Source organism: Rossellomorea pakistanensis, from assembly GCF_016908495.1.
Taxonomy (GTDB): Bacteria; Bacillota; Bacilli; order Bacillales; family Bacillaceae_B; genus Rossellomorea; species Rossellomorea pakistanensis.
Window position 1 is genome coordinate 482,879 of record NZ_JAFBDZ010000002.1, and the last position, 15,223, is coordinate 498,101.

Consider the following 15,223-nt stretch of genomic DNA (forward strand, 5'->3'; position numbering starts at 1 on the left):
CAGTGCGGTAGTGAATGTGTTAAAAGTGATTGGAATGGCTTATGTGAAAGGACTATTTATATGAAGATTGATGCACACCAACACTTCTGGGATCTAGAGTGTAACAAGTATAAATGGCTAACCACTTCTCAAAAAATTTTATATCGTAATTATCTTCCGGATCAACTCTTGCATCATTTAAAAAGCCATCAAATTAGGAAAACCGTCTTAATACAAGCGGCTGATAACGTTAAAGAAACCGAATATTTATTAGATTTATATAAAAAGAATGATTTCATCGCAGGTGTTGTCGGCTGGCTAGATATGGAGTCGGCTGATTTTGAAATAAAATATAAAAAAATGAAAGAGCATCGAGGCTTTATCGGAATCCGGCCTATGCTCCAGGATTTAGAAGATGATCAATGGATCTTACGGCCAGCTGTATTAAAAAATATCGAGTTATTGGTGAATGATGATTTCCCGATTGATATTTTAATTTTCCCCCGTCACCTTCAGACTATTATTGAACTTCTTGAGTACTTCCCTACTTTAAGAATGGTTATTAATCACTTGGCTAAACCGGATATAGACAGAGGAATAAATGAAATATGGAGAAGGGATATGACTAAAATCTCCACGTTCAAGAATGTAATGTGCAAACTATCAGGGCTGATTACTCAAACAACGATTCCATTTCCCGATGTTGATTTTAAACCGTTTGTATATTTTGTTGTTGATGTGTTTGGAGCCCATTCGGTGATGTTTGGCAGTGATTGGCCAGTATGTTTATTAGCTGGAGAATATAGTGACGTGTATACAACATTAGTAGAATCACTTCCTAAAGGCTTATCGCGGGAAGAAATGAATGGGATTTTTGGTGGGAATGCAATTAATTTTTATAAACTAAATTTGGAAAAGTAAGTGATTATAAAGGGGGATATTAGTGAGATTACATAATAAGGTTGCCCTTATTACTGGGGGAGCCAGTGGTATTGGTGAAGAGACTTCCTACTTATTTGCAGCTGAGGGAGCAAAAGTCATAATTGCCGATATCCATAAAGAAAAGATTAATAGGATAGTAGAGAATTTAAGAAAAAGGGGACATGAGGTTTTAGGAATTCAATGTGATGTTTCAAAGGAACTTGAGGTTAAACAGTTAATTTATCAATCAATTGAGTTCTTTGGGAGACTAGATATTTTATTTAATAATGCAGGAGCCATCTTACCTAAAAAACTACAAGCCATATCAAGTGAAGAGTGGGATCATTTGTTTAAAGTAAATGTTAAAAGTATCTTTTTAACTGTTAAACATGGTCTTGATTATTTAAAAAATAGTGAAGGGAGCATCATTAATATGGCTTCCATGACAGGGGTTGTTGGTCAGCAAAATAACCCAGCCTATTCTGCTACTAAAGGTGCTGTTATTGCTTTGACTAAGGCTATGGCTATTGACTTTGCACCCTATAATGTCCGTGTTAATTCCTTAAGCCCAGCTGGAGTTAACACCCCATTATTGGAGACTTGGATAGCAAAACAACATAATCCAGAAAAAGCACGCCATGCTCAGGATCGCTCCCATTTGCTCGGACGGATGGCATCTTCGTTAGAAATTGCCAAAGTAGTATTATTTCTAGGAAGCTGCGATTCCTCATTTATCACGGGTGAGAATATTGTTGTTGATGGAGGTGCAACGATTGGTTATGCTGCTGGGCCAAAACCAGAATGGGCAAATCTATAATGAAAGGAAGATCTTCTTGATAGAACAAACGTTTAAACTTGAGGATAGTTGTATTGTCATGACAAGTAGAGATAATGTAGCAACTTTACTTCATGATGTAAAAGCTGGGGAGTCTATATCATTTACCATAGAAGGCAACACTCATAACTTAGTCGTTAAGCAGGAGGTTAAGTTTGGACATAAAGTAGCTCTACAATCTATTAATAAGGGAGAACAAATAATCAAATACGGTGAACCTATAGGAAAAGCTACTCAATTTATAGACATGGGTGAGCATGTGCATGTTCAAAATCTTGAAGGAACACGAGGGAGAGGAGATCTAAAGGCTGAAAAGGAGGTGAACAGCCAATGACGTACATGAAGGGATACCGTCGTCCTGATGGAAAGGTGGGAATCCGTAACCATGTATTATTAATGCCGACTGTTGTTTGTGCAAATCAAGTAGTAAACCGGATTCAACAAGAAACAAGGGGGACGGTTGCGATTCCTCATCAACATGGATGCAGTCAAATTGGAAAAGATATGGAGCAAACCCATAGGGTCCTTGTTGGGATGGGGAAAAACCCAAATGTTGGCGCCGTATTAATTGTCAGCCTTGGTTGTGAAGTAATGGACGCAGAAAAAATCCGTGAAGAAATAAGGGAAACTGGAAAGCCCGTTTATTGGCTTGATATACAGGAGGAAGGAGGATCAGTGAAGACCATTCAGAAAGGCATAGAAGCGGCCAGAAGTCTTGTCATACAAAGTGAGCAAACTCCACTAGAAGATGTCCCATTATCAGAACTGATTGTCGGAGTGAAATGTGGCGGATCTGATGCAACTTCGGGTTTATGCAGTAATCCAGCTCTCGGGAAGGCGTCTGACTTAATCGTTAACAAAGGCGGAAGCATTGTAATGGGAGAGACGACTGAAATAATCGGAGCAGAACATATTGTTGCAAAAAAAGCTGTTTCAAAGGAGATAAGGGAGAAACTTTACTTATGTATAGAGAGGTTTGAAAAAGAAATACAGCGTTTGGGAGTAGATATGAGAGGTGGAAATCCTAGCCCTGGTAATATCGCAGGAGGACTATCAAGCATTGAAGAGAAATCTTTAGGCTGTATAAGCAAGGCTGGAAATTCTCCTTTAAAGGGTGTAGTGGAATACGCGGAGCCTATCCTGGGGAAAGGGTTTTACTTCATGGATTCACCTGGAAATGATATAGAATGTGTTACGGGCATGGCGGCATCAGGAGTTCAATTAGTATGCTTTACAACAGGGGTAGGCACGCCAACGGGAAATCCGATTGTGCCAGTCATTAAGATAACTGGTAATAAACTAACTGGAAAGCGGCTAGAGGATAACATTGATATAGATACAAGTACTGTCCTTGGTGGGCTGGAAACCTTGGAGCAAGCAGGCGAAAGAATTTTTGATGAAATTGTAAAAGTAGCATCCAACTGTATGACAAAAGCGGAAATACTTGGTCATCAAGAATTCAGTATCAATCGAATAGGGATTAGTTTATAAATCCACCAATTCTTGTTTTATAGACAGGAGATGAATAACGGTATGAAACTTAAGGGGAAAATTGCTTGCATTACGGGAGCGGGTTCTGGTATTGGGAAAAGTACGGCGTTACTTTTTGCTCGAGAAGGAGCTATTGTTGTTGTTAATGATGTAGATAAGAACAAAGGTATAGAGACTGTGCAGGAAGTGGCTTTTGCAGGGGGAAAAGCGGTATTTATTCATGCAGATGTGAAAGACCCGTTATCAGTTAAAGAAATGGTAGAACAAATAATTAAAACGTACGATCATATTGATATTCTTTTTAATAATGCGGGAATTAGCGGAGTAGGGCGATTACATGAAATGGAGATTCGTGACTGGAATAAGGTTATAGAAGTTAACATTAACGGCGTGTTTCTTCCTTGTAAATATATCCTTCCATATATGATTGAAAGAGAAAAGGGTGGCTCGATCATAAACATGTCATCTTGTATTGCTGAGATAGGCCTTTCTAATCGTGCTTCTTATGCCGCGACAAAAGGAGCCGTATTAGCATTGACAAAATCTATGCAGGTTGATTATGCTCCACACAATATTCGGGTAAATGCATTATTGCCTGGCACTATTCTTACTCCTTTTGTGGAGAGCTATTTAAAGAACTCTTATGATAACCCAGAAGAAGCCGTTGAAAAAATTAAAACAAGACAATTAAGCGGCGAACTTGGAAGACCGGAAGATGTTGCTAAAGCCGCGTTATTCTTAGCTTCTAATGATTCAGCTTTTATGATGGGTTCCCCGCTTTACGTAGACGGGGGAGTGGTCTTTGGCAAGAATGCTTAATAAACGATTTTACTAGGAAGGAAAGGTTTATGTGAAACTATTATCTATTATTAAGGATGAAAAACCATATTTAGGATTGAAAATAGAGAATGTGATTGTTGATTTACAGGTAGCCTTATCGATAGTAAAGGATGAAAAAATCCCCACTACAGTTATGGAAGTTATTGAGGGTGGGGAATCTGTCTTATCAAATCTTAGGAAGTATTTAAACAGTCTCGATCTATCTCATGATCGATCATATGTATTTAATGAAGAAGATATAAAATGGGGTCCATGTGTCACACATCCTAATAAAATGATTTGTGTGGGGCTCAACTATCGTAAACATGCTGACGAAACAAATGCAATCTATCCTGAAGTCCCTATTCTCTTTAACAAGTTCAATAATACATTAACGGGCCATCATAGTGATATTGCTATTCCTAAAGTTACCGAAAAGCTTGACTATGAAGTCGAGCTTGGCGTAGTTATTGGTAAGAAGGCTAAGAATGTTTCAAAAGAGAACGCATTGCAATATGTATTTGGCTATTGTACAGTAAACGACTTATCTGCAAGAGATTTGCAGCTTCAAACTCCACAATGGATGATTGGCAAAACCTGTGATGATTTTAGTCCGATTGGACCTTACTTAGTGACTTCGGATGAGGTGATCGACCCTCAGAATTTAACTTTAAAGACAATCGTCAATGGAGAAGTCAGGCAGCATTCAAACACTTCCGATATGATATTCCCAATTGCTGATATTATCAGTTACATTTCAAAGCATATGACATTAGTTCCTGGGGATCTTATTTTTACTGGAACACCTGAAGGAGTCGTTTTAGGGCTGCCGGAAGATCAACAACACTATCTGAAACATCATGATATTGTCACTGTAGAAGTAGAAGGCTTAGGAAGGTTAACCAACACAATGAAAGACGAGAAGAAAGAATTTCATAGGGTCTCTTCTTGAAGGTGAATAGAAAATAAATCTTTTTTAGAAAGGAATCGTCATTATGTTAAAAGGCATCCCGTCTATTCTTTCTCCTGAATTAATGAAAGTCCTTTTAGAGATGGGACACGGAGACGAAATTGTATTAGCGGATGGAAATTTTCCGTCTGCAAGTTGTGCTCAAAAATTGGTTCGATGTGATGGACACAATGTTTCTGAAATGTTAGATGCCATATTAAAGTTTTTTCCTCTTGATTCGTATAGCGAATTTCCAGCTTCCTTAATGGAAGTTGTATCCGGTGATCATCCGAAACCAGTTATTTGGAATGAGTATAAGTCCATTATTCAGGAGTATGAGGACTCATTCTCTGACTTTGAGATAGTAGAACGATACGAATTTTATAAACGGGCAAAGCATGCATTTGCGATTATTGCTACAAGTGAGAGAGAGCAATACGCAAATGTAATCTTAAAAAAAGGAGTTATACGAGGATGAAAAAATCCGAAATCTCTTCTTATATGATGTTTTCAAGACCATTAGAGTTGAATTGAAAAAACATGTATCTATTTCAATTCAACGGTATAGGAGAACTTATCCCCTCTGGCGATTGTCGTAGTATATTCAATGACAGAATCGTGTTCATAGGTAGTTCGCTCAAGCATTAGGCTAGGCATATTTTCGGAAATCTGCAGGTGAATGGCTTCGTGAGGTCTGGTTGAAACCGCTCTAAAGGTTTCCGTCGCCTTAGTAATCTTTACACCGTAATATTCACGGAAAATTTCGTACATTGGTTTCGTTTCGAGCAGTTCTTTTGTTAATCCATCAAAACGAGATGCAGGAAGATAGGTAGTTTCATAAAGCATCGGCTCTCCGTTCGCTAGTCGAAGTCGAGTTAATTTATAAATGTTCTCGCTCTTACTAAGGCTCATTTTTTTAGAAATTTTGGCATCACAGGTTGTTCGCTCAAAAAAAATTACTTGAGAGCTTGGTATTTTACCCGCCTTTTTCATTTCGTCTGTGAAACTATAAAAATGGACCAAGCTTTGATTGTATATTTTCGGAGAGACAAAAGTACCTTTTCCATGGACCTTATAAATATAGCCATCTCGCTCTAATGATTGCAGTGTTTGGCGTACAGTCGTTCGGCTAACAGTATATTTTTCACAAAGTTCTCTTTCAGATGGCAACTTTTCATGTTCTTTAAGGCTACCTAATTCAATTTGCTCAAGGATTACATCCTTTAATTGGAAATATAGAGGTAATCTAGGATCTTTTATGTTCATATAATTCTCCTTATCAAGAAATTGATATTATCTCATAACACTTCTATTATAGCGATTAAGAACTGTGCATTCTATAAATTTGGATCTGTAAAATTGGATAAATCGGTGAGTAGAGTGCCTTGGTCAAAACGCTTATTGTATTTATTCATCACCATCAACTTTCTATAAATGAGATGGCCACAAGCTTCTCTTATAGCAATTTACTAACAATAGGAACCTGAAATTATTGTGAAAAGATGAATTTATTTTCTCTTGAACCATCTTTTTATTTTAGTGAATCCCATCCTTTTGATATCCACATCAAGACGACTAACTTCAAAGATGACATGAAATTTCCAAGATAAATGTGACACAAAGATCTATTTATATACCCTTATAAGAGAGGATGTTTTTAATTGAAGACGTATAAAAGATTACTTGGTTATTCGTCAATGTCCTTATTTTTGATTATATTATTAGCTTTTACCTTAAATAATAGCTCACAAGCGGCTGAGTCAAATGATTATAAAAAATTAAGGGATAAGTGGGTTACTAAGTTAACTGGGGGTCCAACTCTAAATGTAGAGGACCCAGATATAGCCCAGTCTGTCCATAATCTTACCAAAAATGCTACACATAATTGGGAAGATATGAACGTATCAGAAAGCAGAAATTACTTATGGAGCGATTTATCCAATAATAATGACCCTTTTACGATAACGGAAAGTTATAATCGTTTGAGAGACATGGCACTTGCCTATACGACAAAGGGCTCCACGGTTTATGAGAACGATAAGTTAAAACAAGATATCGTTTCAGGATTAGACTGGTTGTATGAGAATCGATACAATGAATCCAAAAGCGAAACAGGAAACTGGTGGCATTGGGAAATTGGGTCACCCATGGCTCTATCGGATCTATTAATTTTAATGGATGAAGAATTGTCTCCTAAACAAAAAGAAAATTATATTAAAGCTATCGATCGATTTGTACCCGATCCAACAAGAAGAACGAATTATTGGTCACTGATAGAAACAGGAGCAAACAGGATTGATAAGTCGTTAATCGTGATTAAACGTGGAATTACAGAAGAAAACGAAGAAAAAATTCTTCAAGGGCAAAGGGCATTAGGTCAAGTTTTTCTTTATACCACTAAAGGGGATGGATTTTATCTAGATGGATCATTTATCCAACATAATAATGTTGCCTATAACGGAAGCTATGGATATGTATTGATCGACCATCTAGCAGATATTTTGTACTTACTTCAGGACTCACCATGGAAGGTAACAGACCCCAATCTAAGTAATGTTTATAGTTGGATCAGAGACTCTTATGAACCTCTTATTTTCGAAGGGGTCATGATGGATATGGTGCGGGGAAGAGCGATTTCCAGGGAAGCATGGCAAGATTATCGTATAGGAAGAGAGATGGCAGCAACCTTACTTCTACTCACGAAAACTTCTCCCCAAAATGAAGCAGATTATATTAAAAGTATGGTTAAATCGTGGTTAGACAATGCCGATCAATTCAAAAATTTTTATCAAAATGTAAAGGTTAATGATATTTCACTTATCAAAGAATTATTAAGTGATAAAACCACCAGCGCTAAAGAATATGGTAATTTTCATAAACAATTCTCTGCTATGGATCGTGTCGTCCATTGGGGAAAAGGTTTTGCCTTTGGTATTAGCATGAGTTCCAAACGGATATCAAATTATGAACTAGGAAATCAAGAGAATTTAAGAGGTTGGTACACAGGGCAAGGGATGACCTACCTCTATAACGAGGACATCACTCAATATAATGATAACTTCTGGCCAAATATCGACCATTATCGTCTCCCGGGAACCACATCTGATGGTCTAACACGAAAAAGCGGGGCGACCAGTCAATCATGGGTAGGAGGATCCTCCATTGATAATCTTTATGGTGTTGTAGGAATGGAATTAGATCCTACAATTAAGACAGAAGATGGAAATCAAGCATCTACATTAAAAGGGAAAAAGTCATGGTTTATGTTTGACGATGAAATAGTAGCGTTAGGTTCTGGTATTTCAAGTTCCTCTGGGAACAAGGTCGAAACGATTGTGGAGAATCGCAAACTAAATGAAGAAGGAGATAACGCTCTAACCGTTGATGGGGAAGTTCAAAATTCAAGCCTATCTTGGGAGGAAACCCTTCAAAATGTTGATTGGGCACATCTTGAAGGAACTACCAAAAACGCTGATATCGGTTACTATTTCCCTGATACCCCTAACCTTACAGGTACACGTGAGGAGCGTACGAATGAATGGTCTCTTATAAATAAACTGCCAGAGTTCGCTACATATGAGCCTGGCACTCGTAATTTCCTATCTTTGGCCATTGAACATGATAAAAATCCTATCAATGATGATTATTCTTATGTATTATTACCTAACAAGAGTACAGACCAAACAAGCTTATACAGTCAAAACCCTGATATCAACATCCTTAGTAATACTTCAGATGTTCAAGCTGTTCAAGAAAAAAAGTTGGGGATTACAGCCATAAATTTTTGGGGGAAATCTGAAATAGGTACTGTATCTACAGAAGGACCAGCTTCTGTCATGATGAAAGAAGACGGAAACCAGTTAAAAATATCCGTGTCGGATCCCACTCAAAATCAAGGGAAAGTAACTGTACAATTTGACCATGCAGCTGTTTCCGTTTTAAACAAGGATGAAAATGTAAATATCGTGAGTATGGCTCCTCTTGTGGTGGAGGTATTCACTAGTGGTAGTAAAGGAAAAACGTACTCAGCAACTTTTGAATATGTTCCCACAGTTAATGAGTTAGACGAGGCTATTAACTTAGGATATCAAAAAGGATGGATTACAAATAACGGAGTTTTACAAAGCTTACAAGCTACTGTTAACAACATCCAAAAACATCAAGATAGCCATAAAAAAGTAATAAAAGGGCTTAAGACCTTAGAAAATAAGGTTCATGAGCATAAGGGTAAAAAAATAGATTCATATTTTTCAGACCTTCTTTTAAAAGCGCTAAGTCGATTATCTGGCGAAAAGCTTAAATACGATGGTCCCTCCGATTGGGCAAAGAATATTGCAGTTAATAAAAATGCCAGAGCTTCTTCCAGCGAAGTTGATTACCTATCTTCTGATTTGGCTTTTGACGAAGACTTCTCATCGAGATGGTCATCAAACCGTACAGACAATGAGTGGATTTCTGTCGACTTAGGGGACACCTATCCTATACAAAAAGTCAACCTTCATTGGGAGGCCGCTTACGCTAAAAAATATAAACTCCAACTCTCTACAGACGGAGAGAATTGGGAAGATGTCTATTTCTCAGAAAGTGGTGATGGTGGACTAGATACCATTACTATTCCCACCCAAGAAGCCAGATATGTTCGTATGCTTGGAGTTGAAAGAGCGACTAAATACGGCTATTCCCTGTTCGAGTTTGAAGTATACCAATCCAATCCATTTGAAATGTAGTAAATAACAAAATAAAATTCTAAAGTCTTTGACTAAATAAAACGTCATTGCTAATGATTTATCCTTACCCTCCGAAAGTAGGAATAATATTGAAAAAGGAGCAATTCCCTCTAGAGGGGAATGCTCCTTTTCTTTCGGACTAGGATTGCTATGGATAAATATATATTTCAATATTCGTTTACACTATTTAATATATATAATAAACCTGTTTTATTTAATAATCTTCTTTCAAAACAGGTTCTTATATTGAAAGACCAAAGTTTTAATCCTTACTTTTGATACTATTTTTTCTCTTCCCTTAAAAGCCAAATTTCTGTTTCAGGCTCATCCAGGTTTAGATTATTTATATATGTTTGAGCATCCTCTGAGCAGTAAATTCCCCATTTAGAGAAAAACTCAAGTAAATTATTTCCTGATTTTTGGGAGGCAACAGTAACAAATGTATCAATCATCTCCTGATTTGTTTTAGGGAGCTGTTTATCAGGCATCTCTCTATAAGCTGTAAAAATGCTTGTATAGAACTCCCAGCCGTAAACCATTCTTAGTTGCTGGAACATGACCAACCTTTCAAAGTTCCCAAGTTCCTTGTATAGCTTCTGAGGATTAGGATCCATGACAAACTCCAAAGCTCTGTCATACGAATCTTTTCCATTGGTAACAACTAAAAGACGAGAGGGGTTATTAAACTTTTCTTGTGTTAGGAGGGAGAAAAGATTAACTGTCACTTCCCCAAGGTCTCCCCAGGTCCATGGTGCTTGCTGATATTCATGTCCTATTTCATGCCAAAACCCCCAAGCATCATTCTTGATATATGTTTCATTAACTATGGATGCAGCATAATTAGTCGAACCATATTCAATCGGTGCCATAATAGGATTTCCTGCATGCATTAATCCTCCTTTGATTTGTTTATCCAACACAATTCGGAAGGGGATAGGATACTTTTTATTAGGCATATCATTTTTTGAATCCAGGCCAGCGAGTCTATCATAACTAGCAACTATTTCATCCCAGAGAGCAACGACTTGGAGAGGATCTTCCAGTTCCAAAAGGTATTTAGATGGAATGGTGATAATTAATTTTTCTCCTTTTAACTCACCGAAAGGGACGACTTCTCCTCTTTCCCTTATTTTATCCCACTCTTGTTTCGTTGTTTTCCCTATTTCATAAAAAGGAGCTTCAATTGCCCCGCTGATTGAAAACTCCACTTGCTGTTCTGGAGTATCGGTCATCATCGGAATAAAATAAATTAAACCACCGTATGGACTGCTGATCACGTTCTTACCAGGAGACAGTTTTTTGAAATGCACAAGGTTAGGCACCCTTTTCCACTCAGACAATCCATTTAGTTCATCATCGTGTGAGCCAATTTGAACACTTACATTCTCAACACCTTCAGGAACATTAATGGTAACGTCTTTACCTGGTGAAGCATATAAACCGGTACTGATCCAGTTTTTGCTTGGCAATGCTCTTGTATACATAAGGTCAGGGTTTTGAAGATTTATCGATATTTTTTTGTTTTTAACAGGTTGTGCGGTTTCCGATACTTCACCGGGAAATTCATCAGCATAAGGCGACTTTTCATTTCCGGCGTCTATGGTGAAATGACTAAATTGAAAGTTTAAGAGAGAGTTACGATAAGGCATTTCTCCTCTTTTAACGGGAAACTGAACCTTTCCATATGAAGCCGCTTCTTTCATTGCCCAATCATAGAGTGGGGAGTCTGATGTTAAAGATTCTAGTGTCTCTGTTAATACACTTAGTAAAAGGCTTTGCTTTTTTGTGTTATCTGTTCCGGTAGGGCCCATATTTATATCTTCATAGTCCAGAATGCCTTGTTCGATTTGTTTTCCTTCTCTTAATCTATTTATTGCGTGATTCTCTTGGATAGTATCTAATGTTAGTTCACTTGTAGTTCCAACCGGATAAGTTTTGTTGTTAAGTAAAGATAAGCCCATACGATTTAATAGTTTTTGAACAGGGTAATGCTGGCTGATTCGAATACCTCTCCAGTTTCCAAGCTGTGCTCTCTTTTCTACAGGTGTGTTCCTTGTAATTCCTTCTAAACTCCCACCGTTTATCGCCGCAATAATATTTCCGCCTTGTTGAACATATTTTGCAAGATGAGAAACTTCATCCTGTTTAACGGTTTCATCAATAATAGCCACCGTATATTTATTCGGATTTAACGCTTTCCTATCCCATTTATCAACCTTCACGATTTCGATTGGAAGTGAGGAGTCGATAGTGAATTCTTCTGAATTGGTTACTATTCTTAACATTTTATTTTGGTCTAATGCTTCTTCATATCGACCTGTGTATCTTGTTCCTTTGCCGTTATTTAAGTTAGCTTCCTCTGTTAACCAAAGTAGTGTATTTCGTGCAAGTAGGCTTAATGGATCATCATTATTTTTTAAAGAGAAATATTTTTGATCACCGGCTAGAACAATTCTTCCATCCCCAAAGCGAGATGCTGCTATATTAGGGACAGCCTCAGGAACATTGACAGGAAACGCCTCTTCACTTAAAGCGGTAACACCACCACTTCCTGGAACAACAGGGAGTCCCTCTAATCCCTTTGTGAAAGTATCATAATCTTTTTCTAATAAAGAGGGAGTCTGTCCCCTAGGGCTGATAGGAGTATGAATACTGGCAGTTCCTATAGAAGGAAGTAACGCTGTAGCTAGCAAAATAAAGGTCAAGCATAAACAGAATCTTTTCTTTAAGGAGGTTCTCATTTTTTCACCTAATTTCATTATATTTTTCATAAGTAACCCAATGGGCTGTCCCGAAAATCAAGGTGTCAGGAACCCCCTCAATCTCTATATCTGACAAATAAAGTGGTTCCGGATCCCTTTTGGGACAGCTTTATTGGGGAAATATGTTACTCGTATTCTCTTAACGTCTCGACAGGAACCTCGGGTTCAGGAAGGTTAAGGGCTTTTACCTTTTGAATGGCCTCATCTGTTATGCTCCATCCCCACTTCTGGTAGAAGGATACTAGATCGTAACCAGAAGTCTTGGATGTCATGTAAAGGAGCAGGTCTTTCTTTTGCTGGTCAGTTGATGGGAGTTCCTCGCTCGATAGTTCACGATAGGCAATATGCAGGTCTGTATAAAAGTCCCAACCATAAGCCAACTGGAGCTGCTTAAAGAAAACAAGCTGATCCATTAATGGATTATCTGTAAATTTCTTTGAAGGAGAGGGATTGGCTATAAATTCTAAAGCTCTGTCATAATGGGATTTTCCATCGTCACTTTTCTCAAGGAGTCTTTTTACATCCGTGAACTTCTCCTGTATATAGAGGGTATAGATATTAACGGATACCTCTGTAAGATCTCCCCATTTCCAGGGGTTTTGCTGGTACTCATGGCCCATTTCATGCCAGAATCCCCAACCTCTTTCTAAGGCTAATACTGGATCGACCACATGGGATGCAGCTGGGTCAACTGGGATCATCATAGGGTAACCAGCATGCATATAACCTGCACTTATTTGGACATCTGCCACATATCGATGTGGTCTATCCAAACCTTTATGAGGTTTTGGTAGCTCAGGGTCAATCCCAACAAATGTATTATAACTATCCGCGACACTATCCCAATGTTCAACGAGTGCTTCCGGGTCTTCAATGGCTAATAAAGATTCCTTTGGCAATGTGAAGATTACATGTTCACCAACTAGTTCACCCCATGGTGCAGGGTTATTTTTAACTGAGTTGTGCCATTCCTCATTGGTTGTTTGGCCTTGTACAAAGGTAGGGGAAGAAACCGTCCCGCTTATTTTTACGGAAGCTTTCGTATTTTTCTTTGCTGTTTTCGGAATTAGGTAAACGAGACCACCATAAGGGCTTTTAATTTGATTGGTTCCAGGCTCTAACTTTTGTTGTAATGCTACTATCGGCATTCTACTCCAAGAAGTTTTTCCAGTCAGCACATCTGTATGTGATCCGACTTGAACATACAGATCCTCTGTCCCTTCTGGCACATCGATTGTGATTGTGTTACCAGCAGGAGCATAAAGCCCTGTACTGATCCATGTACCAGGTGGATATGCCATACGAAGGTGACTAAGATCCTGATAATCAAAATCAACCTCTATTACTTTGTCATGGATGATCGGTGCATCTTGAGGGACTGGACCAGGGAAATGGTCAGCGTATGGTGATTTTTCACCATTGGGGTCTAGGGAAGCTTCATTAACCTGATAGGCTAAAAGTGCACTTGAATACGGATAATCACTTTTAACAAAGGGCCAGTTGACTTCAAGTTGGCTCATGTCTGCTAAAACCTTTTGTAGAAGAGGGTGATCCTCCACGATGCTGCTAATGGTTCCGCTAACAATTTGGGCAATGATTTCTTTCTTTTTGGTTGTGTTTGCTCCTTCTGGTCCGATATCAAGGTCATTCGCATCCAAAGTCCCGTTTTCAATTGCTTTTGCTTTATCAATGAGTGTAGGTACATAGTAATTTTGCACTTTCTCAAGAGGGAGTGGTGGTAACGTAGCTGACTTAGTGGTTGCGATCACATTCGTTAGTGAAAGACCAACTTCATTAAGGAACTTTTGTATGCCGTAATGTGAAAGCTTCGGTTTACTGTATTCATTTGCCATCCATTCTTTTGGGTATCCTTCCATTACCCACCCTTTTTCTCCAAAGATAACGGCTCCACCTTTTTTTACATATTTAAGTAATGCTTCAACTTCTCCATCTGAAAGAGGTTGATGGAAATTATTCACATAAACTACCTGATGTTTTGCAGGGTTAAGCTTTAATGATAAAAAATTATCTACATGTTTAAGAGTAATGGGCAGGTCAGGACTCACTGGGATCTCACGATTCGTAACCATTGTAATATTTCCTTCCCCGTTTAATGCATCTTCATACGTTTTATGAACGGGCAGAGGCTTATCCTTGCGCGTAACCCACGTCAAAATATTATTTGAAACCTTTGTTTTAATTGGATCTGAATGGGAGAAATCGTAATACTCACTTAAACCAGCGGCAACTACCCTGCCTTTTCCGAACCTAGATGCTCCCATAAAGGGAATCGTATCTGGATTTATAGCTACAGTAAACGCGTTCTCACCAATCGCACTGACACCTCCTGCATGGGAGCTGGAATAGGTAGGGAAACCTTGCAACCCATTGTAAAATACGTCGTAATCTGCTTGTAATTTTTCCAGATCTCTCTCATTCAAAACATTAGATTCACCATTAGTTGTAGCCTGTACATTAGAACTAATCATTGGAGGAATAGCCCCACTTATAACAAGCCCCCCGGCTAATACGACTGTTAACAAACTATTTTTCAATAAATTAACCTCCATCCTTTATTCATTACTTGTTATGATGTCATTACCAGTTGGGTTAAAAAAATAAATTGAATTGAAACATGTGATAGTTAAGCTTTAAAAAAGGTGTTATGATGTAATTACCAGTTAGAATGTTACTAAATCATACTTGGTAAAAGCTTTTTAAAAAAATTGATCTACCCTCC

The 15,223-nt window shown here is 38.1% G+C and carries 11 protein-coding genes; 8 read left to right on the forward strand and 3 right to left on the reverse strand.

All coding sequences use genetic code 11. The features are described from left to right. Positions 1 to 60 precede the first annotated feature (60 nt). The 7 genes from JOC86_RS10075 to JOC86_RS10105 are packed head-to-tail and all read left to right on the forward strand — an operon-like array spanning position 61 to position 5,472. Positions 61 to 900: an amidohydrolase family protein gene (locus JOC86_RS10075; RefSeq protein WP_205171667.1), complete on the forward strand. Its 840-nt coding sequence runs from the start codon at positions 61 to 63 to the stop codon at positions 898 to 900. A gap of 22 nt (positions 901 to 922) precedes the next feature. Beyond that, positions 923 to 1,717, forward strand: coding sequence for a glucose 1-dehydrogenase (locus JOC86_RS10080; RefSeq protein WP_205171670.1), 795 nt, complete (start codon positions 923 to 925; stop codon positions 1,715 to 1,717). 16 nt (positions 1,718 to 1,733) lie between these two features. Beyond that, positions 1,734 to 2,069, forward strand: a complete 336-nt coding sequence (locus JOC86_RS10085) for a UxaA family hydrolase (protein ID WP_239587516.1) — start codon at positions 1,734 to 1,736, stop codon at positions 2,067 to 2,069. Continuing rightward, positions 2,066 to 3,226 carry a UxaA family hydrolase gene (locus JOC86_RS10090; RefSeq protein WP_205171673.1) on the forward strand — a complete coding sequence of 387 codons (1,161 nt, stop codon included), beginning with the start codon at positions 2,066 to 2,068 and terminating at the stop codon, positions 3,224 to 3,226. Before JOC86_RS10085 ends, JOC86_RS10090 begins: the two co-directional genes overlap by 4 nt. Positions 3,227 to 3,268: 42 nt before the next feature. Then, a complete protein-coding gene (locus JOC86_RS10095; protein WP_205171676.1) occupies positions 3,269 to 4,045 on the forward strand; it encodes an SDR family NAD(P)-dependent oxidoreductase in 777 nt (258 codons plus the stop codon). A 31-nt stretch (positions 4,046 to 4,076) separates the two neighbouring features. Beyond that, on the forward strand, positions 4,077 to 4,997 hold the full coding sequence (locus JOC86_RS10100) for a fumarylacetoacetate hydrolase family protein (RefSeq protein ID WP_205171678.1): 921 nt from the start codon (positions 4,077 to 4,079) through the stop codon (positions 4,995 to 4,997). Positions 4,998 to 5,040: 43 nt separating this feature from the next. Next, positions 5,041 to 5,472: an RbsD/FucU family protein gene (locus JOC86_RS10105; protein ID WP_205171680.1), complete on the forward strand. Its 432-nt coding sequence runs from the start codon at positions 5,041 to 5,043 to the stop codon at positions 5,470 to 5,472. 68 nt (positions 5,473 to 5,540) lie between these two features. On the opposite strand, the gene JOC86_RS10110 is transcribed toward JOC86_RS10105, so the two are convergent. Beyond that, positions 5,541 to 6,260, reverse strand: a complete 720-nt coding sequence (locus JOC86_RS10110; RefSeq protein ID WP_205171682.1) for a GntR family transcriptional regulator — start codon at positions 6,258 to 6,260, stop codon at positions 5,541 to 5,543. A gap of 395 nt (positions 6,261 to 6,655) precedes the next feature. Here JOC86_RS10110 and JOC86_RS10115 point away from each other — a divergent pair, with 395 nt between their 5' ends. After that, positions 6,656 to 9,721 carry a polysaccharide lyase family 8 super-sandwich domain-containing protein gene (locus JOC86_RS10115; protein WP_205171692.1) on the forward strand — a complete coding sequence of 1,022 codons (3,066 nt, stop codon included), beginning with the start codon at positions 6,656 to 6,658 and terminating at the stop codon, positions 9,719 to 9,721. Between the two features lie 281 nt (positions 9,722 to 10,002). Here the strand turns inward: JOC86_RS10115 and JOC86_RS10120 are convergent, their stop codons facing one another. Beyond that, positions 10,003 to 12,480, reverse strand: coding sequence for a M60 family metallopeptidase (locus tag JOC86_RS10120; protein ID WP_205171696.1), 2,478 nt, complete (start codon positions 12,478 to 12,480; stop codon positions 10,003 to 10,005). 128 nt (positions 12,481 to 12,608) lie between these two features. Beyond that, entirely contained in the window at positions 12,609 to 15,038 is a 2,430-nt protein-coding gene (locus JOC86_RS10125; RefSeq protein ID WP_205171702.1) for a M60 family metallopeptidase, read from the reverse strand. Positions 15,039 to 15,223 lie beyond the last annotated feature (185 nt).